Source organism: Taklimakanibacter deserti, from assembly GCA_003574785.1.
The window spans coordinates 90,378-112,985 of record QORU01000001.1 but is presented as its reverse complement, the minus strand read 5'-3'; the positions used below and the strand labels follow the sequence as shown (position 1 = coordinate 112,985).

General features: G+C 63.0%; 24 protein-coding genes and 1 other RNA gene. 4 read left to right on the top strand and 21 right to left on the bottom strand.

The annotated features are described in order from the left end of the window. The 11 genes from DS839_RS00475 to miaA all read right to left on the bottom strand — a co-directional run bounded on the left by DS839_RS00475 (position 1) and on the right by miaA (position 11,587). The gene (locus DS839_RS00475) at positions 1-2,172 is read right to left on the bottom strand and encodes a mechanosensitive ion channel family protein (RefSeq protein WP_368910978.1); all 2,172 of its coding nucleotides are present in this window, start codon (positions 2,170-2,172) and stop codon (positions 1-3) included. A 54-nt stretch (positions 2,173-2,226) separates the two neighbouring features. Then, positions 2,227-2,694, bottom strand: a complete 468-nt coding sequence (locus DS839_RS00470) for a GNAT family N-acetyltransferase (protein WP_119268319.1) — start codon at positions 2,692-2,694, stop codon at positions 2,227-2,229. 6 nt (positions 2,695-2,700) lie between these two features. Continuing rightward, complete coding sequence (gene ilvC, locus DS839_RS00465) at positions 2,701-3,720, bottom strand: ketol-acid reductoisomerase (RefSeq protein WP_119268318.1); 1,020 nt, start codon at positions 3,718-3,720, stop codon at positions 2,701-2,703. A 167-nt stretch (positions 3,721-3,887) separates the two neighbouring features. Next, positions 3,888-5,087, bottom strand: a complete 1,200-nt coding sequence (locus tag DS839_RS00460; RefSeq protein WP_119268821.1) for an FAD-dependent oxidoreductase — start codon at positions 5,085-5,087, stop codon at positions 3,888-3,890. A 123-nt stretch (positions 5,088-5,210) separates the two neighbouring features. Next, a complete protein-coding gene (locus tag DS839_RS00455; RefSeq protein ID WP_119268317.1) occupies positions 5,211-5,402 on the bottom strand; it encodes a DUF1127 domain-containing protein in 192 nt (63 codons plus the stop codon). Between the two features lie 114 nt (positions 5,403-5,516). Beyond that, on the bottom strand, positions 5,517-6,149 hold the full coding sequence (locus tag DS839_RS00450; RefSeq protein ID WP_119268316.1) for a LysE family transporter: 633 nt from the start codon (positions 6,147-6,149) through the stop codon (positions 5,517-5,519). A 26-nt stretch (positions 6,150-6,175) separates the two neighbouring features. Then, entirely contained in the window at positions 6,176-6,931 is a 756-nt protein-coding gene (locus DS839_RS00445) for a pyridoxine 5'-phosphate synthase (protein WP_119268315.1), read from the bottom strand. A gap of 127 nt (positions 6,932-7,058) precedes the next feature. Further along, positions 7,059-8,135, bottom strand: a complete 1,077-nt coding sequence (locus tag DS839_RS00440; RefSeq protein WP_119268314.1) for a D-alanine--D-alanine ligase family protein — start codon at positions 8,133-8,135, stop codon at positions 7,059-7,061. Positions 8,136-8,200: 65 nt separating this feature from the next. Beyond that, positions 8,201-8,758 carry an acetolactate synthase small subunit gene (gene ilvN, locus DS839_RS00435; RefSeq protein ID WP_119268313.1) on the bottom strand — a complete coding sequence of 186 codons (558 nt, stop codon included), beginning with the start codon at positions 8,756-8,758 and terminating at the stop codon, positions 8,201-8,203. A 12-nt stretch (positions 8,759-8,770) separates the two neighbouring features. Next, a complete protein-coding gene (locus DS839_RS00430) occupies positions 8,771-10,549 on the bottom strand; it encodes an acetolactate synthase 3 large subunit (protein ID WP_119268312.1) in 1,779 nt (592 codons plus the stop codon). Between the two features lie 189 nt (positions 10,550-10,738). After that, the gene (gene miaA, locus DS839_RS00425; protein WP_368910975.1) at positions 10,739-11,587 is read right to left on the bottom strand and encodes a tRNA (adenosine(37)-N6)-dimethylallyltransferase MiaA; all 849 of its coding nucleotides are present in this window, start codon (positions 11,585-11,587) and stop codon (positions 10,739-10,741) included. Positions 11,588-11,614: 27 nt separating this feature from the next. Between miaA and serB the strand changes: the two genes are divergently transcribed. Next, positions 11,615-12,490 carry a phosphoserine phosphatase SerB gene (serB, locus tag DS839_RS00420; RefSeq protein WP_119268310.1) on the top strand — a complete coding sequence of 292 codons (876 nt, stop codon included), beginning with the start codon at positions 11,615-11,617 and terminating at the stop codon, positions 12,488-12,490. A 47-nt stretch (positions 12,491-12,537) separates the two neighbouring features. Here serB and DS839_RS00415 read toward each other — a convergent pair whose 3' ends face one another. From DS839_RS00415 to DS839_RS00370, 10 genes are all read right to left on the bottom strand, one after another. Continuing rightward, entirely contained in the window at positions 12,538-14,025 is a 1,488-nt protein-coding gene (locus tag DS839_RS00415) for a DegQ family serine endoprotease (RefSeq protein ID WP_368910973.1), read from the bottom strand. 90 nt (positions 14,026-14,115) lie between these two features. Then, the gene (locus DS839_RS00410) at positions 14,116-14,316 is read right to left on the bottom strand and encodes a DUF2065 domain-containing protein (protein WP_119268308.1); all 201 of its coding nucleotides are present in this window, start codon (positions 14,314-14,316) and stop codon (positions 14,116-14,118) included. After that, positions 14,313-15,197, bottom strand: coding sequence for a protease modulator HflC (gene hflC, locus DS839_RS00405; RefSeq protein WP_119268307.1), 885 nt, complete (start codon positions 15,195-15,197; stop codon positions 14,313-14,315). The genes DS839_RS00410 and hflC overlap by 4 nt, the downstream gene beginning before the upstream one ends. Further along, a complete protein-coding gene (hflK, locus tag DS839_RS00400) occupies positions 15,194-16,288 on the bottom strand; it encodes an FtsH protease activity modulator HflK (RefSeq protein ID WP_119268306.1) in 1,095 nt (364 codons plus the stop codon). Before hflK ends, hflC begins: the two co-directional genes overlap by 4 nt. 71 nt (positions 16,289-16,359) lie before the next feature. Next, positions 16,360-17,649 carry a flavin monoamine oxidase family protein gene (locus DS839_RS00395; protein WP_119268305.1) on the bottom strand — a complete coding sequence of 430 codons (1,290 nt, stop codon included), beginning with the start codon at positions 17,647-17,649 and terminating at the stop codon, positions 16,360-16,362. Next, positions 17,650-18,171 (bottom strand): dihydrofolate reductase, encoded by a 522-nt coding sequence (locus DS839_RS00390; protein ID WP_119268304.1) that lies wholly within the window; start codon positions 18,169-18,171, stop codon positions 17,650-17,652. Further along, a complete protein-coding gene (locus DS839_RS00385) occupies positions 18,168-18,650 on the bottom strand; it encodes a GNAT family N-acetyltransferase (RefSeq protein WP_162918192.1) in 483 nt (160 codons plus the stop codon). The genes DS839_RS00390 and DS839_RS00385 overlap by 4 nt, the downstream gene beginning before the upstream one ends. Continuing rightward, positions 18,647-19,420 carry a CPBP family intramembrane glutamic endopeptidase gene (locus DS839_RS00380; RefSeq protein WP_119268302.1) on the bottom strand — a complete coding sequence of 258 codons (774 nt, stop codon included), beginning with the start codon at positions 19,418-19,420 and terminating at the stop codon, positions 18,647-18,649. Before DS839_RS00380 ends, DS839_RS00385 begins: the two co-directional genes overlap by 4 nt. Positions 19,421-19,425: 5 nt before the next feature. Then, positions 19,426-20,220 carry a thymidylate synthase gene (locus tag DS839_RS00375; RefSeq protein WP_119268301.1) on the bottom strand — a complete coding sequence of 265 codons (795 nt, stop codon included), beginning with the start codon at positions 20,218-20,220 and terminating at the stop codon, positions 19,426-19,428. A gap of 78 nt (positions 20,221-20,298) precedes the next feature. Next, the gene (locus tag DS839_RS00370; RefSeq protein ID WP_119268300.1) at positions 20,299-20,613 is read right to left on the bottom strand and encodes a DUF2853 family protein; all 315 of its coding nucleotides are present in this window, start codon (positions 20,611-20,613) and stop codon (positions 20,299-20,301) included. A 112-nt stretch (positions 20,614-20,725) separates the two neighbouring features. Between DS839_RS00370 and ssrA the strand changes: the two genes are divergently transcribed. The 3 genes from ssrA to mepA all read left to right on the top strand — a co-directional run bounded on the left by ssrA (position 20,726) and on the right by mepA (position 22,603). Further along, positions 20,726-21,090: a transfer-messenger RNA gene (ssrA, locus tag DS839_RS00365) on the top strand. A 78-nt stretch (positions 21,091-21,168) separates the two neighbouring features. Further along, positions 21,169-21,663 carry an SspB family protein gene (locus DS839_RS00360; protein ID WP_119268299.1) on the top strand — a complete coding sequence of 165 codons (495 nt, stop codon included), beginning with the start codon at positions 21,169-21,171 and terminating at the stop codon, positions 21,661-21,663. Positions 21,664-21,667: 4 nt separating this feature from the next. After that, positions 21,668-22,603, top strand: coding sequence for a penicillin-insensitive murein endopeptidase (gene mepA / locus DS839_RS00355; RefSeq protein ID WP_119268298.1), 936 nt, complete (start codon positions 21,668-21,670; stop codon positions 22,601-22,603). Positions 22,604-22,608 lie beyond the last annotated feature (5 nt).

Sequence of the window (22,608 nt, the reverse complement as noted above, 5' to 3'; positions counted from 1 at the left end):
TCAGGAGGCAGCTTCTTCCCCCGCCTCGGCGGCCTTCTTCTTTGCCGCCAGGTGGGTCTGGGCAATGGCCGCCGCCGCGTCTCCTCCCTGCTGCACTTGCACGGTCGGAACCGGCAGTTCGATGCCGTTCTCCTTGAACGCCTTGTTGACCTGGAGATAAAACTTGCGCTTCATCGCAAAGGCGCCGCCCGGCTTGGTCATGACTTTCATGCGCAGGACGATGCCGTAATCGCCGAATTCCTGCACGCCCTGCATTTTGATCGGCTCTATCACCCAGGGCGCAAATTCGGGATCGGCAGCGAGCTCCAGTCCGATCTTCTTGATCAGCTTGCGCGCCTTGTCGATATCCGTGTTGTAGCCGACGGTGATATTGAACTTGTCCAATACCCAGTCGCGACTTTGATTCTGCACCGCACCGAGCTCGCCGAAGGGGACCGTGAACAACGAACCGCGATGGTGGCGCAATTTGATCGACCGCAAGCTGAAGCTTTCGACCGTGCCCATGTACTTTCCGCTGGTGATGTACTCGCCCACCCGGAAAGCGTCGTCGAGCAGGTAGAAGACGCCGGAGATGACATCCTTGACGATGGTCTGCGCCCCGAAGCCGACGGCCACGCCGATGACGCCGGCGCCGGCGATCAGCGGTCCGATCTGGATGCCGACAGAAGACAAGATCATGAGAAGCGCCATGATGAGGATGACGGCGAACATGATATTCTGGATGATGGGCAGAAGCGTCCTGAGCCGCGCCTGCTGCGGATCAAGCATGTGTTCGCCTGCCGGCGCCTGGCCAACGCCAAATTTGCGCTCGATCAGCGCCTTGATGATGCTCCAGCCGAAATCCGCGGCCAGGACGATGACGATCGCTTTGAGAATCCCCCGCAGAAGCGACGTGACGGCCGGATCGCTGTTTTGCATCGAGTGCATGTCGAGGCCCCAGGCACGCGCAAGAAGGATGGCGGCCAGCCCGATCAAGGCCATGCGGATACCGCGGTCGATGACCGCCAAGGTCACGGCGGGCACCGGCCTGGCTTCGCTCTCGGCTGCCGGTGCCCGCAAGACATAGTGGACGGCCCGATGCGCCATGACGATGGCCGCCGGCAGCGCTACCGCTGCAACGACAAACCAGAACAGGATAAAGGCGCCGCTGGTGCGGACCAGCAGCAGAAGGATGAAATAAGCGGTCAGCAGCCATGACACGGCCATATGGCTGATGCGGCCGTGATGATCGTCCGGCATCGGCGGCGGTCTCAGCCACACGGCGGCAAGTCCGAGCGCCAGCAGCAGGACCTCCGCGGGAACCGCCAGCGCCAGCAGGTCATCCGCAGTGAAGCCAAATGTCGGCAGGAGGCTGAATGTCGCGGCGACGACGGTGAATACCGTCACCAGGATGACGATCCAGCGGTACCAATGGTCGGCGCGCTCATCGTCGACATTCAGGATCCGCACCTCGCGGGCATGCTCGACCTGCAGATTGGATGGCAGCAGGACGAAACGCGCGAAGCCGCGCACCGCCCATACCACGATGGCGGCGGTCAGATAGGCCAGCACGATTTCGCGCAACAAAGGCGGCCACTCGAACATCAGGAATGTGCCGGCGCTGCCGAGCATGAAGGCGCCCACCAGGATGAGCACCAGGAGGAACCGGCCGCCGACCTTCTTCAGCCGGCCCTGCGGCGTGTCGCGCGGCAAGGCGATGATCCACAGCCGCAATGGCCGCGTCAGCCGCAGAGCCAGATAGGCAAGACCGACACCGACGGCGATGAAGAAGACGATCAGGAGAGCGATGCCGGCGACACCGCGCTCGGCGAATTCGACCATCAATATGTCTTTGGCGCGCTGATATTTCGCCGGTAGTCCGGGCCATGCCATTGCCAGGCGCCCGAGATGCTGCTTGATGCGCTCGAGTGTCGTCGAAACCATCGACCGTTCCGTGCCCTGGGCATTGGCCTGAGTTCCGGCATCGGCGGGAGCGACGACGGCCGGCGGAGTCGTGGCCTGCACCTGCCGGGAAAGCCAGTCCTTGACCGTGGGATCGGCCAGCAGCTTGATCAGCTGATCGACCTTTTCAGGCGGTGGAGCCTGCTGTGTCTGCGCCCATGACGGCAGGGCGAAGGCGACAAGGGCGCCTAGAAATAGGATGAACCCGATGCGGCGAAGGGGCATGTGCATGATTCAACCCGGTTATCGAGGCTACCGCAATACCGTTCTTTTGCAATCAATGGGTCAATCGAGCGGCTTCTGCATCCGCGGCAGCATGCGGCCGGGAACGGAGCCTGAGGGCGACCAGCCGGTCATCTGGCACCCCATTTTCTCGTAGAAACCGACCGCATGGGGATCGGAATCGAGGCCGATCGCCGAGGCCCCGACGAAGCGGGCACGTTCCTCGAGCTTCCGCCACAGTACGCTGCCCACACCGCCCTGTTGGAGGTGAGGCTCGACGAAGATCGGATTGACCTCGCAGACACCCTTTGCCGGCGGCTCCAGGGCGAAGAATCCGACGATCGCGCCATTGTCCTCGGCAAGCCAGACATCCCGCTCGCTCAGGGTGTGCGGACGGATGGCGAGCTCTTCGCGGCATTGCGCCATGAAGGCCGCGTCATAGCCATGCGAGGCCTTCGAGCGCATGGCGAGTTCGCTCAGGAATTCGACATCGGAGCGCGCCGCCGGCCTGATGACGAGCGGCGCACTCATGTCCAGTCAGTTCCGGGCCTTGTCGACGAGCTTGTTCTTGGCGATCCACGGCATCATCGCGCGGAGCTTTTCACCGACCTCCTCGATCGGATGAGCATCGTTGACGCGGCGAATGGCCTTGAAGCTCGGCTGGCCGGCCTTGCATTCGCGGATCCATTCGGAGGTGAACTTGCCGGTCTGGATGTCCTTCAGCACGCGGCGCATCTCCTGCTTCGTCTCGTCGGTGATGATGCGCGGGCCCGTCTGGTATTCGCCGAACTCCGCCGTGTTGGAGATCGAGTAGTTCATGTTGGCGATGCCGCCCTCATAGATGAGATCGACGATCAGCTTCACTTCATGCAGGCATTCGAAATAGGCCATTTCCGGCGCGTAGCCCGCCTCGACCAGCGTCTCGAAGCCGCCGCGGATCAGCTCGACCAGGCCGCCGCACAGCACCACCTGCTCGCCGAAGAGATCGGTCTCGCATTCTTCCTTGAAGGTCGTCTCGATGACGCCGGAGCGGCCGCCGCCGATGGCCGAGGCATAGGAGAGCGCCAGGTCATGGGCATTGCCCGAGGCGTCCTGATGGATGGCGATGAGGCAGGGCACGCCGCCGCCCTTCTGATATTCGCCGCGCACCGTGTGACCGGGGCCCTTCGGCGCGATCATCAGGACGTCGATCGTCTTCTTGGGCTCGATCAGGTTGAAATGGACATTGAGGCCATGGGCGAAGGCGATCGCCGCACCGTCGCGGATATTGGGGGCGATCTCGTCCTTCCAGATATCGGCCTGGAGCTCGTCGGGGGTCGCCATCATCATGAGATCCGCCCATTTGGCGGCTTCGGCGACGGTCATCACCTTGAGGCCGTCGGCCTCGGCCTTCTTGGCGGTGGCGGAGCCGGGGCGCAGCGCCACGGCGAGGTTCTTGGCGCCCGAATCCTTGAGATTGAGGGCATGCGCCCGGCCCTGGCTGCCATAGCCGACAATAACGACCTTTTTGCCTTTGATCAGATTAACATCGGCATCCCGGTCATAGTAAACGCGCATGAGATATCCCTCTCGCTGACAAATTGAGAACACGGGCAAACCCGCAAAACCGGCGCGCACAATAGACATCGGCACCCCAAAGGCAAGCGCCTTCGGCGCATAGGTCAATCCCGCCAAGGTCCCCTCAGAAAGGCCCTTAGCCGACCCGGCCAAGCGATTCAAATGACTCAGACATCCCGGCCCAGGCCGATATCGCCGGAGACGATGCGGGCCAGGGCACGAGCGACCAAAGGCACCCGGCTCGCCGGCGCCACCAGCCAGTCCCTGAACAGCGGCAGGACATGGCTGTCCGATTGGTAGAAGGGCGTGAACATTGAGCTCATGAGCTGATAGAGCCGGATGTGGAACCGCCTTTGGCGGGCATAGAAAGCGAGCGCCTGGTCGAGATCGCTTGCCTGGTCGAGTGCCCCGCAAAGCGCCCTGACATCGAGAAGCGCCATATTGGCCCCTTGCCCCAATTGCGGGCTGGTCGAATGGGCGCTGTCGCCGATGAAGGCGACGCGATCGCCGAAAGGCAAAGGCAACGTGTGGTGGCCGTAGGCGGCGAGCACCATCTGATCGGGATCGTCGATCTGCGCGATGAGCGTTTCCGTCTCGGGCCACAGTCGCGTGACCTGGTCGCGCCAGGGACCGAGGCCTTGCGCTTTCCAGCGCGCGTGGTTCTCAGCTTTCAGGCTCCAGAAGAATGTCGTTTGCGCGCTGTCGCCGCTGAAACGCCTGCCGACCGGCAGCACGCCGATCATGACGGAGGCTCTTTCGTAGCGCTGCTCGAGCACACGCGCGTCGAATGCGCCGGCGATCCACGGCAGCGTCGTCCATAATGCGCCATAAGCGAGGCTTCGGCGCGCCGCCGGCGCCGCCGCCTCATCCATCAAGGGCGAACGGCTGCCGAGCGCGTCGATGACGAGATCGAAAGGGCCGAAGCGCCGTCCGCCGCCGGCGACCAGCACCGGTCGCCGCCCGGACATCCGATCGATCGCTGCGATCTTGACCTTGGTTTCGACCGCGGCACCCGACGCCTTCACTTTGTCGAAGAGCACATTGAAGAGCGCCGCGCGATGCACCGCGAGGCCGCATCTGCCATTGCCCAATGTCTCATAGCGCACATCGAGGACGATGCGTCCGGAATGGGCTTCGCGGCCGAACAATCGATCGATGGGAGCGCCGAGGCGCCGCAAGGCCTCGCCGAGGCCGAGCCAATCCAGCACGGCAAGGCCGGCGGGCTGCATCATCAGGCCCGAGCCCACGGGCCGCGGTTCATCGAACTGATCGAAGAGGCGGACTCTATGGCCGCTTCGCGCGAGCGCCAGCGCCGCCGCTAGTCCCGCCGGCCCCAATCCCGCTATCGCTATGTCGAGCGGCTTCACCGCGCGCCTCTCCATGGACCAGGCAGAAGAACCGCGCCATTTCCGTCATGCCGGGGAGAAGCGCATCCGCTGCTATTCCATAGCCCATATAAATTCCGCGCAGGTCGGGCAATGCCGGCTTGGTCATGGCCGTCGGCTGCCCTTGATGACGTAGTCGATCTCGGACCGCGTCAGCCCGAGGTCACGCAAAAGGTGATCGTTGAGGACATCGAGATGATGACCTGCTTTGGCCTGCGCCATATGCGTTCGAACCCGCCTGGTCAGCCGGAAAACGACACCGGCCGTCATGCTGTCGAATGTCTTTGCCCTGTGCATGGTGCTTCCTTTTTGGGGAAGCCCCTCGCGCCTCTCATATACGCGCCGCCGGCCGCTCCATTCCGGCCGCGGGTACGCTCATAAATAATTGATATTATTTATGAATCCAGAGGATCAGGCGGTGTCGCCGGCGCGCAAAAGGATTCTCAGGCTCAAGGCGCCGAGGAACAGGCCGGTGACCCGGTCGATCCAGGCCTTGGCGCCGAGATAGAAGCGCCGCACCGGGCCTGAGCCGAAGCACAGCGCCACCAGCGAATACCAGAGGACCTCATTGGTGGTGACGATGGCGACGAGCGCTATGACCATCCAGCCTGGCACGTCCTGCGGCAGCATGGCGACGAAGATCGAGCCGAAGAACACCGCGACCTTGGGATTGGAGATCTGGGTGAGGAAGCCGCGCAGGAACGGATTGCGCTTCGCCGCTTCGCCATTGCCCTCGCTCATCTCGACCGGCGCCTTGGCGTGCCGGAAGATCTGGATGGCGATCCACAACAGGAACAGGGCGCCGGCGATCTTCATGCCGACGAAGAGCCAGTGATGCAGCCGGAACAGCGCATTGAGGCCGAGCAGCGCGGCGCTCGACCATACGAGTGTGCCGGCGCCGAGGCCGAAGGCGATCTTGATGCCGTCGAGGCGCGATCGCGCCACCGCCGTCTGCGCCGTGATGAGGAAGCTCGGCCCCGGGCTGATGACCGCGAGGAGTTGCACGAAACCGATCGTCACGAGCGTGATGAGGCCTGCTGTCATGGATATCCCCCGATACCGACAAGTTGTCAGGCGGCTTCGCTCCGCAAATCGCCACAGGCCTTGCGAAACAGCCGCACCGTTTCCGCCATGCCGAAGACGAGCGCATCCGCCGTGATCGCATGGCCGATGGAAACTTCGCGCAAATTGGGCAAAGCCGCAACCAGGCGCGGCAGGTTTTCGCGTGTGAGATCATGGCCGGCATTGAGACCGACGCCCGCCTTCTCTGCCGCCTTGCCGGTCTCGACCACTTTGCGGAACTCGCGTTCCATTGCTTGTTTCTCGAAGGCCCCGCCATAGGGACCGGTATAGATCTCGACCCGGTCGGCGCCTACCTCCTTGGCGAGATAGGGCAGATCGGGCTCCGCATCGATGAAGAGCGACACACGCATCCCGTTCGACCGCAAAAGCCCGATGACGTCGATGAGGAAGCTCTTATGCGCGGCGATGTCCCAGCCGTGATCGGAGGTCGCCTGCCTGATGTCGTCCGGCACCAGCGTCACCTGGTCGGGCTTCGCCTCATGCACCAGCTTCACGAACTGGGCATCGGGATTGCCTTCGATATTGTATTCTCGGCCCGGGAAGTCCTTGCGGATCATGTCGCGCAAGATACCGACATCGCTCTTGCGGATATGCCGCTCATCGGGCCTGGGATGGACGGTGAGTCCATAGGCGCCGGCCTGCAGCGCGATGCGCCCCAGCCCCTCGACGCTAGGCCAGGGCAAATCGCGCCGGTTGCGCAGGAAGGCGACGGCATTCACATTGACGGACAATTTGGCAGACAAGGCACACCTCGAGCTTCAGAGACGCGCCGAGACTATCCATCGAGTGGTCAGTCAAAAATATCCGCTTTTGGCCAATTTTGGCAGACCACTTCATGGCCGGGCTTGACCCGGCCATCCAGCCTTCACGTTACGCCGGTCGGCCGGCGCGTGCCAGCCCGTGCGCCACCAGCCGATCGATAATTTCGGAATAGCTGACGCCGCTTGCCGCCATCGCCTTGGAATACATGCTGATATCGGTGAAACCGGGAATGGTGTTGAGTTCGTTGATGAGCAAGCGCATGTCCGGCGTCAGGAAGAAATCAACGCGCGCCATGCCATCGCAGCCGAGCGCCCGGAAGGCCTTTGCCGCCATCACACGGAGGCTGTCTTCGATCTCCTCCGACAGCTCTGCCGGCACTTTCAGGATCGCTCCATTCTTGTCGATATATTTGGCGTCGTAACTGTAGAAGCCATGGCTCTCCGCCGTCACGATCTCGCCGGGACGGGAAACCAAGAGGCCGCCTTCCGTATCCTCCAGCACGCTGCACTCGACCTCGCGGCCGCGAATGAATTCTTCCGCCAGCAGCTTGCGGTCGTGCCTGAAGCCTTCGGCAAGTGCCGCCACATACTCTCCTTCGGTCGAGACTTTGCTCACACCGACGGACGAGCCCTGTCGGGCCGGTTTGATGAAAAGCGGAAGCCCGAGCACGTTCTGCAGTTCCCCGAAGGCCGGTGTGGCGCCGGGGTGGATCGTGACGGATCGCGCGGCCGGCAGGCCCGCCTCGTTCAGCAGGCGTTTGGCAATGTCCTTGTCGAGTGCGACCGCGGAGCCGAGGATACCGCAGCCGACGAGCGGCACGCACGCCACCTCTGCGAGCCCTTGTATCGAGCCGTCCTCGCCATGGAGGCCATGCAACACCGGGAAGAGGATTCCGATCTTCGGCAACTCGCAGGGCGCGCCATTGAGTGGGATCGCCGTCATTCGTCCTTGTCCGCCTGGCACGAGGCAGACTTCTGTACCGCTCGAGGGTTTCGCCAGCGCGCCATCCTGAAAGCTGCTCAACAGCCATTGTCCTTGGCGGGTGATGAAGACGGGAACGGCGTCGTATTTCGCCGGGTCCAGCGCATGCATGACATTGGTTGCCGAAAGCACCGAAACATCATGCTCGGCGGAGCGTCCGCCGAAAAGCACGGCAATGCGCAATCTGTTCGGAGAAATGGCCATGAAAAGCCCCCAGCTTACTTTTCCCGGCCAACGATTTCCGAAAAGATCATGCTCAAATAATGGCTTCAGATCTTCATGCCCTCGGGCCCGCGCGAAATGGCGGCGATGCCCGTGCGCGAGACCTCGACAAGGCCCAATGGCTGCATCAGCGAGATGAACTGGTCGACCTTGCTGGTCTTGCCGGTCAGCTCGAAGACGAAGCTCTCGGTCGTCGCATCGATGACGCGGGCGCGGAAGGCATCGGCGAGGCGGAGCGCTTCCATGCGCTTCTCGCCCTTCCCCGCCACCTTGATGAGCGCCAATTCGCGTTCGATGGCATTGCCCTGGACCGTGAGGTCGGCCACCGAATGGACTGGCACCATGCGGTCGAGTTGCGCTCTGATCTGCTCGATCACGTTGCGCGTGCCCGAGGTCACGATGGTAATGCGCGACACATGCGCCTCATGCTCGGTCTCGGAGACCGTGAGAGAATCGATATTGTAGCCGCGCCCCGAGAACAGGCCGATGACACGGGCGAGTACGCCCGGCTCGTTGTCGACCACGACGCATAGCGTGTGCGTCTCGATCGCCTGCTTGCGGTCGTCGAGGAAATAGGCGGAAGCCGGTTGCGATTGCATGTTCATTGTCGTTCTTCCTTACACCAGGACCTTGCCTTCGGCGCCGATCGCTTTCTCGATCTCGTCATCCGGCACGTCTTCGCCGAGCAGCATCTCATTATGCGCCTTGCCGGAGGGGATCATCGGGAAGCAATTGGCGAGGCTAGCGACCCGGCAATCGAAGATCACCGGCCGGTTGACCTCGATCATGGCCTTGATCGCATCGTCGAGCTCGTTGGGCTTCTCGGCCCGCATGCCGACCGCGCCATAGGCTTCCGCCAGCTTGACGAAATCGGGCAGCGCCTCCGAATAGCTCTCCGACAGGCGGTTGCCGTGGAGGAGCTGCTGCCACTGCCGCACCATGCCCATATACTGGTTGTTAAGGATGAAGATCTTGACCGGCAGCCGGTATTGCACGGCGGTCGAGATCTCCTGCATCGTCATCAGCACCGAGGCGTCGCCCGCGATGTCGATGACGAGGCTCTTGGGATGCGCCATCTGCACGCCGATCGTGGCGGGGAGGCCATAGCCCATGGTGCCGAGGCCGCCCGAGGTCATCCACCGGTTCGGCTCCTCGAACTTGAAGAACTGTGCGGCCCACATCTGATGCTGGCCGACCTCGGTGGTGATATAGACGTCCCTGCCGCGCGTGAGGGCATAGAGCCGCTCGATCGCATATTGCGGCATGATGACTTCCTTGCGCGGCTTGTATTTGAGGCTGTCGCGGGCGCGCCATTGGTCGATCTGCTTCCACCACTGCGCCAGCGCCGGCTTGTCGATCTGGTTCTGCCGCGCCTTCCACACCCGGATGAAGTCTTCCAGCACATGGGCGCAGTCGCCGATCACGGGGAGATCGACGCGGATATTCTTGTTGACCGAGGACGGATCGATATCGACATGGATCTTGCGCGACTTGGGCGAGAAGGCATCGACCCTGCCGGTGATGCGGTCGTCGAAGCGGGCGCCGATATTGATCATCACGTCGCAATCATGCATCGCCATGTTGGCTTCGTAGGTGCCGTGCATGCCGAGCATGCCGATCCAGTGCTTGTCGGAAGCCGGAAACGCGCCGAGCCCCATCAGCGTCGAGGTCACCGGAAAACCGGTCATCTTGACGAATTCGCGCAGGAGCTTCGAGGCCGCCGGCCCCGAATTGATGACGCCGCCGCCGGTATAGAAGATCGGCTTCTTTGCGCTGGCGATCAAATCGATCGCGGCACGCACCGCGTTCTGGTCGGGCTTCACGCGCGGGCGATAGCTCTTGTGCTGGATGTTGCTCGGGCCGACATAGGTGCCCTTGGCGAATTGGATATCCTTGGGCACGTCGACGACGACCGGGCCCGGACGGCCGCTGGTCGCGACATAGAAGGCCTCATGCACGATGCGCGCGAGGTCGTTCACGTTCTTCACGAGGTAATTGTGCTTGGTGCAGGGCCGGGTGATGCCGACCGTGTCGCATTCCTGGAAGGCGTCATTGCCGATGAGATGGGTCGGCACCTGGCCGGTGATGCAAACCAGCGGGATCGAATCCATGAGCGCGTCGGTGAGGCCGGTGACGGCATTGGTGGCGCCGGGGCCGGAGGTGACGAGGACGACGCCGGGCTTGCCGGTCGAGCGGGCATAGCCTTCCGCCGCATGGGTGGCGCCCTGCTCATGGCGCACCAATATGTGCTTGACCTTGTCCTGCTGGAAGATCTCGTCATAGATCGGGAGCACGGCGCCGCCGGGATAGCCGAAAATATGTTCGACCCCCTGGTCCGCCAGTGCCTTCAATATGATCTCGGCGCCCGTCATTTGCTCGTCGCTTCGGCCAGCCATCGTCTTCGTCCTTCCTCTTTCCGTCTCGAGCCATCGTTCCATCGCGGGCAATAAAAAAGGCCCCCGAGGGAGCCCTTTGCGCGTCAGCCAGTATCGCGGCAGCTTAGGCTGCCCCGGCGACGCGCATTCCTACGATAAGAACGAGAGATTGGTTCATGGCGAGCCTTGTAGTGGGGCACGGGGAAAAGGTCAAGCGCGTCTCTCGTCCCAGCCCTGCATCTGGTTCCGCCACCAGGTCAGCTGCCGCTTGATATACTGCCGGGTCGCCGTCTGGCCGGCCTCGATGGCGTCATCGAGCCCCCGCCAGCCCGAGAGGAAAGCCGCGATTTCCCGGACCCCGATGGCCTTCATCAGGGGCTTGCCGGTATCGAGCCCCAGCGCCAGCAGCGCCTTGACCTCCTCGACCCCGCCCTCCTTGACCATGCGGGCGAAACGCTCATCCGCCCTCTTATAGAGGACCTTGCGGTCCGGATTGAGGAATATCCGCTCGACCTCGGTGTCGGCCAGCGCGGCCTGGCTCTGTGCCGCCCGCTGCCAGTAATCGAGGGGCCGGCCGGTGCCTTCGAAGACCTCGAGCGCCCTGATGATGCGCTGCCGGTCATTGGGGTTGAGCCGGGCCGCCGCTCCTTCGTCGCGCTTGGCGAGCTCGGCATGGAGGTCGCCCTTGGCGGCCCGCCATTTCTCGGTGATGTCGGGCGGGATCAGCGGGATGTCGGCAAGCCCCTGCTCCAGCGCCTTGAAATAGAGCCCGGTTCCGCCGGTGATGATCGGCACCCGGCCCGAGCGCCACACCGCCTCGATCTCGGTCGTCGCATCGGCGAGCCAGCGGGCCACCGAATAGGTGCTCGAGCCCGAGACATGGCCATAGAGCCGGTGCGGCACCTGGGCCTCGTCTTCTTCGCTGGGCCGAGCCGTCAGGATCCGGAGCTCGCGATAGACCTGCATTGCATCGGCATTGACGACGACCCCGCCCCGCTCATGCGCCAGCGCGATGGCCAGCGCCGACTTGCCGCTGGCGGTCGGTCCTGCGATAAGCACCGCTCGCTTTTCCAAAGGCATGGGTGGATGGACTCCGTTGTCATTCTCATAGCAGCCCCGGGCTCGCGCGCAATCAGTCCGGCGATCTCGAGGTCGGTCGGCGACCTCGCGGCGGCGAAGCCGCAATGGCTGCATGAGCGTGAGGCGCTGCAATTTACCGTGCGTTCGCTTTCTCCCGCCGAGCGCGCCGAGATCGGCCGGCTCGTCAAGGATCAGCCGATCGATGTCGCTCACCTTCCCGCCGAGAACCGCCGCAAGCGGCTTCTCATCGCCGACATGGACTCGACCATGATCGGGCAGGAATGCATCGACGAACTGGGGGCCCTTGCCGGTGTCGGCGAGCGCATCAAGGAGATCACTGCCAGCGCCATGCGGGGCGAGCTCGATTTCGAAGGCGCGCTGAAGGCGCGTCTCGCTCTGATGAAGGGCTTGCCGGAAACGGCCATCGCCACGGTCCTCAGCGAACGGATCACTTTCACATCGGGCGGCAAGACCCTGATCGCCACAATGAAGGCCCATGGCGCCTATGCCGCCCTCGTCTCCGGCGGCTTCGTCCAGTTCACCGGCCATGTCGCCAGGCATCTGAGCTTCGACGAGCACCGGGCGAATGAGCTCGTCATCAATCAAGGCAAGCTCATGGGAACGGTCCGCGAGCCGATCCTCGGCAAGGACGCCAAGGTTTCCGCACTGCATGAGCTTGCAAGAAAGCTGGGCATCGATCTCGCCGACACCCTCGCCGTCGGCGACGGCGCCAATGACATCCCGATGCTGAAGGATGCGGGTCTAGGTGTCGCGCTCCACGCCAAGCCGAAGGTCCAGGAAGCGGTTTCCGTCGCCATCAACCATGGCGATCTCACCGCCCTCCTCTATCTGCAAGGCTACCGGCGCGAGGAGTTTCGTTAGCTAGAGCGCTCCCTTGGTAAGGGAGAGGTCGGCAAGCTTGCCGACAACTACTCCTTCTTGATCTTCACCGCGATGAAGCGCATCTCGCTCTGCTTGCCGCCTTTGGCGACGAACAGCAGCACGGTCTTCTTCTGCGCCACTTCCGCGTCCTTGACGCGCGCCGTCACATCGCCCGGATTCTTGACCGTCTTCTGGCCGGCCTCGGTGATGACATCGCCGGGCTCGATGCGCTTCTCGGCCGCCGGCCCATTGGGATCGACCTCGGTGACGATGGCGCCCTCGAGGCCCTCATCGATCTTGAAGCGCTGGCGCTCGACATCGGTGATGATCGAGAGTTTCATGCCGAGCGTATCGGCCGTGTCGGCCGAGGGCCCGGCCTCCGGACTGGTGGCGGCGACGAGCTTCTCGCCGTCCTCGAGGCGGCCGACCTCGGCCTGGATCTCGACCGGCTTGCCTTCGCGCATGACCTTGACGGTCACTTTCTTGCCGATCGGCGTATCGGCGACGACGCGCGGCAGATCCTTCATGTCGCGAATGGGCTTGCCGTCGAACTCGACGATGACATCGCGCGGCTTGAGCCCGGCCTTGTCGGCGGGTCCGGTCGGCGTCACCTCGGCGACCAGCGCCCCTTGCGCCTTGGCGCCGAGATCGAGGCCTTCGGCCAGATCATCGGTCAGCGACTGGATGCGCACGCCGAGCCAGCCGCGCCGTGTCTCGCCATATTTGACGAGCTGGTCGACAACGCCCCTGACGGTGGCCGCCGGAACCGAGAAACCGATGCCGACAGAGCCGCCCGAAGGCGAATAGATGGCGGTGTTGATGCCCACCACCTCGCCCGCGAGATTGAACAGCGGCCCGCCGGAATTGCCCTTGTTGATGGCCGCATCGGTCTGGATGAAGTCGTCATAGGGGCCGGCATTGATGTCGCGGTTGCGCGCCGAGACGATGCCGAGCGACACCGAGCCGCCGAGGCCGAAGGGATTGCCGATGGCGAGCACCCAGTCGCCGACCCTGAGCTTGTCGCTGTCGCCGAAACTGACGGCGGTGAGCGGCTTGTCGGGCTTCACCCGGAGCACCGCGATATCGGTCTTCGGATCGCGCCCGACGAGTTCCGCCTTGAGGCTGGTGCCGTCGGTGAAGACGACGGTGATGTCTTCCGACTGCTCGATCACGTGGTTATTGGTGACGATGATCCCCGAGGCATCGATGACGAAGCCGGAACCTTGCGAGTTGACGGTGCGGGGCTCGGGCCTGCCGCCCGGGCGCTGGCGCTTGAAGAAATCCTCGAACATGTCACGGAACGGCACGTCGGGCGGCAGATCCGGAATCTGCAATTGCACGCCGCCTGCAACCTTCTGCGTCGTGGCGATCGAGACGACCGCCGGCGACAGCTTTTCGGCAAGGTCGGCGACGGTCGGAAGCTGTTGAAGTTGCTGGGCTTGCGCCGGGATGGCTGGGGCAAGGCCGTCATAGGCCATGAAGGCCAGCGGGGCTGCGATCGCCGCGGCCAGAACCCGTTTCACCGTTCCATTCATAATCCGCTTCTCCGTCATCATATGTCCGACCGGACACCAGACCAGTAGGGTCTAACGCCCATCCCCCGCAACCCGTTCAATATCACGATTTCATGATCCTCCGAGGACCGCCCGGGCGAGCCACACCAAGGCGACGCCGACCGCCGTCGCGATGAGCCCGCCCATGCGCAGGCTGTCTTCCGGGGTGGTCTGCATCAGCGCCATCACCGCCTTCAGATGGCCCGGAACAAAGGCATAAAGAAGGCCCTCGATCACGAAGACGAGACCGAGGGCCGTCACAAAATCGCTCATTGCTGGGGCGCTGGCTGCGCCTTGTCCATGCCCAGATATTTGAAGAAGTCCGAATCGGGCTTCAGCACCAGCGTCGTGCCCGAGCTCGACAGGCTCTTCGCATAGGCCTGCATCGACCGGTAGAAGGCGAAGAATTCCGGATCCTTCTGGAACGCATCGGCGAAGGTCTTGTTGCGCTCGCCTTCGCCCTCGCCGCGGATGACCTCCGACTGGCGGCGTGCATCGGCAAGTTTTTCGGTATAGGCGCGGTCGGCCTGCGCCATGATCTCGATCTTGCGCGCTTCGCCGCGGCCTCTGAGGTCCTTGGCCTCGGCGATGCGCTCCGAGCTCATCCGCTCATAGGTATTCTTCAGAACTTCATCCATGAGGTCGGTGCGCACGATGCGCACATCGACGATCTCGATGCCGTTGTTGAGCGCTTCGGCGCGCACGCTGTCGCGGATCTCGCGCATCATCACGGCGCGATCCTTGGAGAGCGCCGCCTCGAAGGTGCGCTTGCCATAGGTCTGGCGCAAAGCGGCATCGAGGCGCGTCTTGATGCGGTCCCAGGCGCGCGAGATATCGGCCGACACGGTCTCGCGGAAGCGCTGGGCATTGACGATGCGCGCCATGGTGACGGCATCGACGAGATAGCGCCGCCCGTCGACCACCTGGACGCTCATATTGTCGCTGGTCCACAGGATCATGCGGTCCTCGATCGGCACCACATCGTCGGCGATCGGGATCTTGAAATAGAGGCCCGGCTTCTCGACGATGCGGTTGATCTCGCCGAAGCGCAGGACCAGCGCCTTCTTGCGTTCATCGACGATGAATGTCGACGACCAGACGATGAGCGCCAGGATGGCGATGATGATGACGCCGGAAGATTTGAAGAAGTTCATTGATTTGCTCCCTGCGCCGGCGGCGTCGTCGTAGTCTGGCGCTTCTCGATCTCGGGCAACGGCAGATAGGGAACCACACCCTGGCCCTGGCCGCCCTCGATGATGACCTTGTTCGACTTCTCGAGGATATCTTCGAGGGTCTCGAGGAAGATGCGCTGGCGCGTCACGTCCTTGGCATTCTTGTATTGCTCGTAGACACTGAGGAAACGCTGCGCCTCGCCCTGGGCCTCGAGCGTGACGCGGGCCTTGTAGCCCTTGGCATCCTCGATGACCTTTGCCGCTTCGCCTTCCACCAGGCGGCGGCGCTGATTGGCATATTGATCGGCCTCGTTGATGAGGCGGGCCTGGTCCTGCTCGGCGCGCTGCACTTCTTCGAAGGCATCGAGAACTTCAGCCGGCGGGTCGGCCTTTTCGAGCTTGAGGCCGGTGATGAGTATGCCCGCCGAATAGCTGTCGAGCGTCGTCTGGGTGATGCCCATCACCTGGTCCTGTGCGGCGAGACGGCCGGTGGTGCGGACTTCCTCGGCGGGCGTCCGGCCGACGATCTCGCGCATGGCGCTTTCGGCGACGACTTTGACCAGTTTCTCCTGGTCGCTCACATTGAACAGATATTCTTCCGGGTTCTTGATCTTCCACAGGACGGTGAAGCGGATGTCGACCAGGTTCTGGTCGCCCGCCAGCATCAGCCCTTCATTGGCGGTGGCGCCGATCGCCGTCTGGTTTTCCGCTTCGACCCTGACCGTCTCGAGCGTCTCGACCGGCCAGATCGCGAAATGGAGGCCGGGCGCCACGGTGCGGGCATAGCTGCCCAATCTCAGCACCACGCCGCGCTCGTCCGCTTGCACCTGATAGACGCTGTTGAAGGCGATGAGGGCGAGGATCGCGAGGATGAAGATCACCCAGGTGCTGCGCCCGCCGGCGCCGCCGGGAAGGATGTTCTTGAGGCTGTCCTGGCCTTTGCGGATCAGCTCGTCGAGATCGGGGGGCGTGGGCCCGCGATTGCCGCCGGATGGGCCTCCGGGTCCTTGGCCCCATGGGCCTTGTCCCCACGGGCCCTTGCCGCCGCCGCCCCCATCCTTATTCCATGGCATCGAGTCTCACCTCAATTTATTGTTGGTGGCGTCCATATAGGAATTTGGAGCACCGAAGTCCAATCCGCAGATTAGGCCGAGGCGGCCGCTCTCCCATCTTCGACCCTGCTGCCCAGCAAGGCGAGCGCCTTCGCCGCGGCCCTCTCGCCCGTCTCGAAGGCGCCATGCGCGGTCGCCTGGAAGGAGGGATGCGCGTGCTCGCCGGCAAGGAAGATCCGCTCCCTGATGGGCACCGCAAAAGCCTTGCGGGCATCGCCATGGCCGGGCTTGGCGCAGGAATAGGCCCCGTTGATGAAAATATCGGAAGACCAATGGGTTGTGACCGCTTTCTTGACTCTTTTTCTCAAGTCGGAACCGAAGGCCCTGACGAGGGCCGAGAGCGCGAAATCGATCATGCCGGCCTCGCCCTCGCGTTCCATGTCGCGGGCGAAATGCCCCGCTATGTGGGTGATGGCGAGCGGCCGACCGAAGGGATGCAGCTCGAAACCGAGCGGACGCGTCGTCGGCGCCACCGGATCGAAAATGTCGGCATAGGGCATCTCGAAACCGTCGAACACATTTGCGTCAAAAGCGATGGCGATCTTCTCGTAATAGCCCATCGGCACTTGGGCGAAGGCGTCCACGATCTCAGGCGGGAGGCCCGCGATCTCTATCCTGCCCAATTCCAGCATCCGCGCCGGCGTCGCGACGATGGCCGCTTTCGCGGTGATGGTGCCCTGATCCGTCTCGACCACGACGTCCCCCGCGCGGCCGGTAACCTTGCGCGCCGCGACCTCCGTCCTGATCGGCAGGCCTGCCGCCAGTCTGGCGACGAGCGCGCCATAACCGTCTTCGACCGCGAGATTGATGCCGGTGTCATTGTAATTGCCGGCATCGCGGGTGGAGATGTCTTCGGGCTCGGCCGAAAACATGAGACTGAGCCAGTGGCGCGCCATCGGATACCAGGGGTGATCGCGCTCGAGCAGCGTCGCCGCCGCGACATCCCTGCCCTCTCTGCCGGCCTGAGCCACTTTGCCCAATATGCCCCACACGAAATCTTCCCTGAGCCGGTCGGCCTGCCAGGCGCCGTTCATGAAGGTCTTCATGATCGCTGAGCGCTGCCGCTTCAGAAATTTGTGCCCGATCTCCTCGGCGAGCTTGCGCAAGACGTTCTGGTCGGCCGAATGAAACCAATGACAGCCCTGGTCCCATAAATGACCGAGGCTTGTGGTGTCAGTATAGGCGCGCCCACCGATCCGGTCCTTCGCTTCGATGATCAGGAACGGGATCTTGGCCTTGGCCAGGGCCCGGCCCGCACCAATGCCGGCCGCCCCCGCACCGATGATGAGGACGTCGGGATCGCTAAGATTTTGAACCATCATTCAATTCTGCGGGGCGGAAGCCACCCGGTCAAGCACGCGCAAAACAAAGCCCGCATCATCGCCTTGGGCGCGCGCATGGGCTTCGCGCGATGTCTCACGCCACGCATTCTCATCGAGCGGCGGAAAGACGACGTCGCCTTCGGGTGTGAGGTCGACTTCGGTCAGATAGAGCCGGTCGGTCATGGGCAGCATCTGGCGGAAGATCTCGGCACCGCCGATGACGCAGATCTCATCGCTGTCCGTCTGCCGTGCTTGCGCCAGGGCCTCGGCAACGCTCGCCGTCACCACCGCCCCCTCCGCCCGATAATGGCGGTCGCGCGTGACCACGATATTGAGCCGGCCTGGCAAGGGGCGCCTGGGCAGGCTTTCCCAGGTCTTGCGGCCCATGATCACCGGCTTTCCCATGGTGATCGCCTTGAAACGCTTGAGGTCGGACGAAATGCGCCAGGGCAGCACGCCGTGGCGCCCGATGACGCCATTGCGCGCGACCGCGACCACGAAAGCGATGCGCGGATTTTTCACGGTGCCTTCTCCGCCCACAGAGTCAAGGCCTCGTCGGCGAGCCGGCAGAACACAAGGCCCTCCTCGATCTCCGCCCCCGTCTCCGCATAAAGGGCTCTCGCACCTTCATTCCAGGATTTCATGAGCCAATAGATGCTCGGATAGCCGCGCCGCTTGGCTTCGCCCGCCAGATCTTTGAGCAAAGCGCGCGCGACACCCTTGCGGCGGAATTCCGGCAGCACCGACAGATCTTCCAGATAGATCACCTCGCGACCGCGGGCCGTGGTGAAGCTCCTGTGCCAGAAGGCGCAGCCTGCGGGCTTGCCGTCGACGAAGGCGAGAAGGCAGCCGACGATGGGATGCTCGGCAAACAGCGCCCGCTCGAGATCCTCCGCCGTCGCCGTCTGCTTGTCGAGAAAGCCGTGCGATTCGGCCAAGGCACGCACCATCGTCAGGAGTGCGGCCCCTTCCCCCGGCCTGATCGGACGGACCTCGATCATTGCTGGGTCATCCCGGAGAGCGCCACCGCCTGCAAGCCGTTCCATGCCGCATGGCACGCGATCGGCACCCACAGGCTGCCGAAACGCACAAGGAGCCAGGAGAGGACGAGGCCCATGAGGAACAACAAGGCAACGACATGGAAGGGCTCGGTGATATGGACGCCCGCCCATAGGCCGGAAGTGACGAGCGAGGCACCGGTGACGCCGAGTCGGCTTTGCGTCAGGGCGGCAAAGATCTGGCCGCGGAATGTCATCTCCTCCGCAAGGGGTCCGCCGATCACCAGCCCGGCGGCAATCAGATAGAAGAGCGGATCGCCGCTCAAGCGCATGACTGCCTTCTCGACCTCGCCCGATGATGTGAGATCGAAATCAAAGAGCCAGGCAATGATGGCAAAGACGCCAAGGAGAGACGCGATGAATCCGCCCAGAATCACCACCCATCCCGCAGCACCCAAGGCTGGAAAGCGTAGAGCCAGAACCTCTCTGGGGTCCGCGCCGTGGCGGCGGGCCAACAGCCAGGCGAGATAGGCCGTGATCAGTCCCGCCGGTAGGATCGAGAACATGGCGCCGCGCAGAAATTCAGTATTGAGATTGGCCAGGCCTGATTCGGCCGCAGCTATCCCGACGGCGAAAGCCGGCTGCAGAATCAGCTGATTGAGGATGAAAAGCGCGAGAAATATGCAGATCGCCTCGGCGAGGCCGGCCGGATTGAACGGCCGGTAGAGCGTCTCGCGCAGGCCTGCGCGGAAATCCGGCCCGATGAATTCCATGCCCGCTACACCGCGACCGGTGCTGCGATATGGGGATGCGACTGATAGCCCGCGATCTCGAAATCCTCATAGCGGAAGGCGTCGATCTCCTTGACGTCGCGCTTGATGATGAGGCGCGGCAAGGGCAGCGGCATCCGGCTCAACTGTTCATTCGCCTGATCGAGATGGTTGAGATAGAGATGCGCATCGCCGAGCGTATGCACGAATTCGCCGGCCTTGAGGCCGGTGACATGCGCTACCATGTGGGTCAGGAGCGCATAGGAGGCGATGTTGAACGGCACGCCGATGAAGATGTCGGCGGAGCGCTGATAGAGCTGGCACGACAATCTGCCGTTGGCGACATAGAATTGGAACAGGCAGTGGCAGGGCGGCAGCGCCATCTTGTCGACATCGGCCGGATTCCATGCCGTCACGATGAGGCGGCGCGAATCCGGGTTCTTGCGGATGCGGGCAATGACATCGGCGATCTGGTCGATGGTCTTGCCGTCGCGCGTGGGCCACGAGCGCCACTGCGCGCCATAGACGGGACCGAGACTGCCGTCCTTGTCGGCCCATTCGTCCCAGATGGTGACGCCATGGTCGCGCAGATATTTGACATTGGTGTCACCCTTCAGGAACCACAGGAGCTCATGGATGATCGAGCGCAGGTGCAGCTTCTTGGTGGTGAGGACCGGGAAGCCGCGCGCCAGGTCGAAGCGCATCTGATGGCCGAAAACCGAGAGCGTGCCGGTTCCGGTGCGGTCGTCCTTGCGGGCGCCGTGGTCGCGCACATGGCGCATGAGGTCGAGATATTGCTGCATGGCGCGAATCTAGCCGATTCCGCCCCCCGGCCTCAATGGAGACGGCAGAGCCGAAAGCACTGCCGTCAACAACTTGGATCAGGCGAGCTTGCCCAGGGTTCCGGTATGCTCGGCCACCAGGTAGTAGACCGTGACCCGGTGCTTGGTCTTGTCGGCCTTCATCTTCTCGCCGACCGCCTTCACGGCGGACTCCGCCGCCTTGGCGTCGAGGCCGAGCTTCTTGGCGCAGAAGCCGTCGACGACCCGCTTGACCTCGGCGGGGTCGGTTACCGATACCCATTGGGAATCGGCGCCGCGCAGCGCGATGCCGCAGAATTTCACGATCGATGCGACTGCCTTGTCGTCGACATTGGCGGTATATTTGCGGATGTCGGCAGCATAATCGGTGCTCATTTTATGTCCCCGTGACTTGGTTCGGTACCGCACCCATGCGGCACTTTTGCCAGTTGGGTTCCGATTCATGGCTATTTTGCGGATAAAGCCGCCATTACATTGCGTAAAGGGTGCCCTTTTCTTCCGCCATCCACCCGCCTATATTGGGGTCGCCTCCCCGCAAGGGGCGGCTATGGCGATAAATGGCCATCGTAATAAACCCATCGGACCCGGGGGCGGTACCCGGCGCCTCCACCATAGACTGCGGAGTCATGGCCCGCGGCCTGTGCTGGGGGCGAAATAGGATCGACGAGGGCGTAAAGGGTGAGCTTTTGCCCGAGATGGTACCGACGTAACGGGCCATTCAATAGTTGCCAATGACAACTATGCTCCGGCCGCTCTCGCTGCTTAATGCAGCGCGATAAGCCGAAATCAAAGTCCTTGGCCTTTGCCGGCTAAGGCGGGGTTCGCAGGCACCTGGCAACAGAAGCCTGCACTTCCTCCCTCATTTTAATGACTTCTACCCTTGGCGCTCTAGTATTATAGCGAGTGAATCGTTGGCTTCGGGGACTGGACATGGCTGAAGATTTGATGCGCTACGATCTCCTCGCGCAGGAAGCGCTCAGAGGTGTTGTGCGCGCGTCGCTGCGCAAGATCGTCAAGACCGGCCTCCCCGGCGACCATCATTTCTATATCGCCTTCGACACCCGCTATCCGGGCGTCAGGCTCTCCGAGCGCCTCGACAAGAAATATCCGCGCGAGATGACCATCGTGCTGCAGCATCAATATTGGAACCTGCAGGTGCGCGAGGACGAATTCGAGGTCGAGCTTTCTTTCGACAACATCCCGGAAAAGCTTGTCGTCCCGTTCAACGCCATCAAGGGCTTCCTCGATCCTCATGTCCAGTTCGGCCTGCAGTTCGAGACTGTGAAAGTGGAAGCCCCGGCCAAGGAGCCCGAAGCCTTGGCGAAACCCGCCGTGCTTGAGCCTGCCGTAACCGCCGCTGATCCTGCCGCCGCCGAAGCGGACACCGGCCGTGTCGTCTCTCTCGATTCATTCAGAAAGAAGTGAAGCTGTGCACAGGTTAGCTGCAATTCTCCTGGTCCTGCTCCTCTCGCCTCCGTCTGCCTTAGCGCAAGACACGGACCCGATCCCGGCCGCCGATTCATCGACGCTCGCGGCGATCGCCAATCAGGCGATCAACGACATCCCCGCCAAGAAGCTGTTCGGCGCCCAGAAGACGCCGGCCAGCATGGCGGCGCGCTCCTTTGGCTCCTATTCCAGAGGCTGCCTTGCCGGCGCCAAGGCGCTGCCGATCAACGGGCCGGCCTGGCAAGTGATGCGCCTGTCGCGCAACCGCAATTGGGGCCATCCCAAACTCATCGCCCTGCTCGAGGACCTGGCCGAGGATGCGCGCGAGAAGGACGGCTGGAACGGCTTGCTGGTCGGGGACATATCGCAGCCGCGCGGCGGACCCATGCTGACCGGCCATGCCAGCCATCAGATCGGCCTCGACGCGGATGTCTGGCTGACTCCGATGCCCAACCGCACGCTGACGCGCGCCGAGCGCGAGAACATCAGCGCCAGGCTGGTGGTCAAGGACCGCAAGACGATGGACTACAGCGTGTGGACCGAGGCGCATGCGCGTCTCATCAAGCGCGCTGCATCCTACTCCGACGTCGCCCGCATCTTCGTTCATCCGCCGATCAAGAAGGAGCTGTGCCGCTGGGCGACCGGCGACCGTTCATGGCTCGCCAAGGTGCGCCCCTATTACGGGCACAATTATCACTTCCACATCCGCATCAAATGCCAGAATGGCGGCTGCAAGGATCAGTGGGCGCCCAATCCCAAGGATGGAACGGGCTGCGGCGAAGAGCTCGCCTATTGGTATAGCGATGCGCCCTGGCGGCCGCCCAAGCGCGATCCCAATGCCAAGCCGCCCAAGCCACCCAAGCCCTTGACCATTACAGGTCTTCCTGCTGAATGCCGCTCCGTCGTAACGGTGGAGTAGCCGGG

Excerpts from the sequence above, each read along its gene's own strand:
- DS839_RS00455 (WP_119268317.1), bottom strand. The coding sequence starts at position 5,402 with ATGCACAGGGCAAAGACATTCGACAGCATGACGGCCGGTGTCGTTTTC.
- DS839_RS00470 (WP_119268319.1), bottom strand. The coding sequence starts at position 2,694 with ATGAGTGCGCCGCTCGTCATCAGGCCGGCGGCGCGCTCCGATGTCGAA.
- hflK (WP_119268306.1), bottom strand. The coding sequence starts at position 16,288 with ATGCCATGGAATAAGGATGGGGGCGGCGGCGGCAAGGGCCCGTGGGGA.
- DS839_RS00370 (WP_119268300.1), bottom strand. The coding sequence starts at position 20,613 with ATGAGCACCGATTATGCTGCCGACATCCGCAAATATACCGCCAATGTC.
- DS839_RS00380 (WP_119268302.1), bottom strand. The coding sequence starts at position 19,420 with ATGGAATTCATCGGGCCGGATTTCCGCGCAGGCCTGCGCGAGACGCTC.
- DS839_RS00410 (WP_119268308.1), bottom strand. The coding sequence starts at position 14,316 with ATGAGCGATTTTGTGACGGCCCTCGGTCTCGTCTTCGTGATCGAGGGC.
- DS839_RS00375 (WP_119268301.1), bottom strand. The coding sequence starts at position 20,220 with ATGCAGCAATATCTCGACCTCATGCGCCATGTGCGCGACCACGGCGCC.
- serB (WP_119268310.1), top strand. The coding sequence starts at position 11,615 with ATGGACTCCGTTGTCATTCTCATAGCAGCCCCGGGCTCGCGCGCAATC.
- DS839_RS00430 (WP_119268312.1), bottom strand. The coding sequence starts at position 10,549 with ATGGCTGGCCGAAGCGACGAGCAAATGACGGGCGCCGAGATCATATTG.
- DS839_RS00395 (WP_119268305.1), bottom strand. The coding sequence starts at position 17,649 with ATGATGGTTCAAAATCTTAGCGATCCCGACGTCCTCATCATCGGTGCG.
- DS839_RS00450 (WP_119268316.1), bottom strand. The coding sequence starts at position 6,149 with ATGACAGCAGGCCTCATCACGCTCGTGACGATCGGTTTCGTGCAACTC.
- DS839_RS00385 (WP_162918192.1), bottom strand. The coding sequence starts at position 18,650 with ATGATCGAGGTCCGTCCGATCAGGCCGGGGGAAGGGGCCGCACTCCTG.
- hflC (WP_119268307.1), bottom strand. The coding sequence starts at position 15,197 with ATGAACTTCTTCAAATCTTCCGGCGTCATCATCATCGCCATCCTGGCG.
- DS839_RS00440 (WP_119268314.1), bottom strand. The coding sequence starts at position 8,135 with ATGGCCATTTCTCCGAACAGATTGCGCATTGCCGTGCTTTTCGGCGGA.
- DS839_RS00415 (WP_368910973.1), bottom strand. The coding sequence starts at position 14,025 with ATGAATGGAACGGTGAAACGGGTTCTGGCCGCGGCGATCGCAGCCCCG.
- ilvC (WP_119268318.1), bottom strand. The coding sequence starts at position 3,720 with ATGCGCGTTTACTATGACCGGGATGCCGATGTTAATCTGATCAAAGGC.
- DS839_RS00360 (WP_119268299.1), top strand. The coding sequence starts at position 21,169 with ATGGCTGAAGATTTGATGCGCTACGATCTCCTCGCGCAGGAAGCGCTC.
- DS839_RS00475 (WP_368910978.1), bottom strand. The coding sequence starts at position 2,172 with ATGCACATGCCCCTTCGCCGCATCGGGTTCATCCTATTTCTAGGCGCC.
- ilvN (WP_119268313.1), bottom strand. The coding sequence starts at position 8,758 with ATGAACATGCAATCGCAACCGGCTTCCGCCTATTTCCTCGACGACCGC.